Annotated in this window: 1 protein-coding gene; it reads right to left on the bottom strand. The window is 56.7% G+C overall.

Annotation, left to right across the window (positions count from 1 at the left end; translation table 11 throughout):
- A partial coding sequence (locus ACYP5B_RS35050; RefSeq protein ID WP_459572728.1) for a tautomerase family protein occupies positions 1-338 on the bottom strand: 338 nt, incomplete at its 3' end.
- Between the last annotated feature and the right edge of the window lie 18 nt (positions 339-356).

Here is a 356-nt window from a genome sequence, read left to right as displayed (position 1 = left end):
CCGCGCACGACGTATTTGGCGGGATACAGTGTGACGAGAACCTCGACTTCGTCTTCCGTTGCCCCGGTGCACGCGCTCCAGATCGAGCTCACTTTTTTGGCCAGCGATAGTATGGCGCCGTCGCTGCGCCCATCACGTATGTGGCAGAAGATCAGCGTTTCGGAAGTGGGCTCTCCCGAACGGTAGAGGTTGTCGGGCGTGGCTTCATGGAATACGACGCTAATCAAGTCGAGCGGCGAAAGGATGATCTCCCTGATCGCGCTCGTGAACTCGCTGGCGATCTTGGCCTTGACGCCAGCTTCGATTCCGACCTTGCATTCGCAAACAATGATAGGCATGTTATGTCTCCGTGAAGA

The sequence above is a fragment of the Cupriavidus sp. 8B genome (assembly GCF_054589115.1).
Note: the sequence above shows the minus strand (reverse complement) of the source record. Positions and strands in the feature narration are given on the sequence as shown.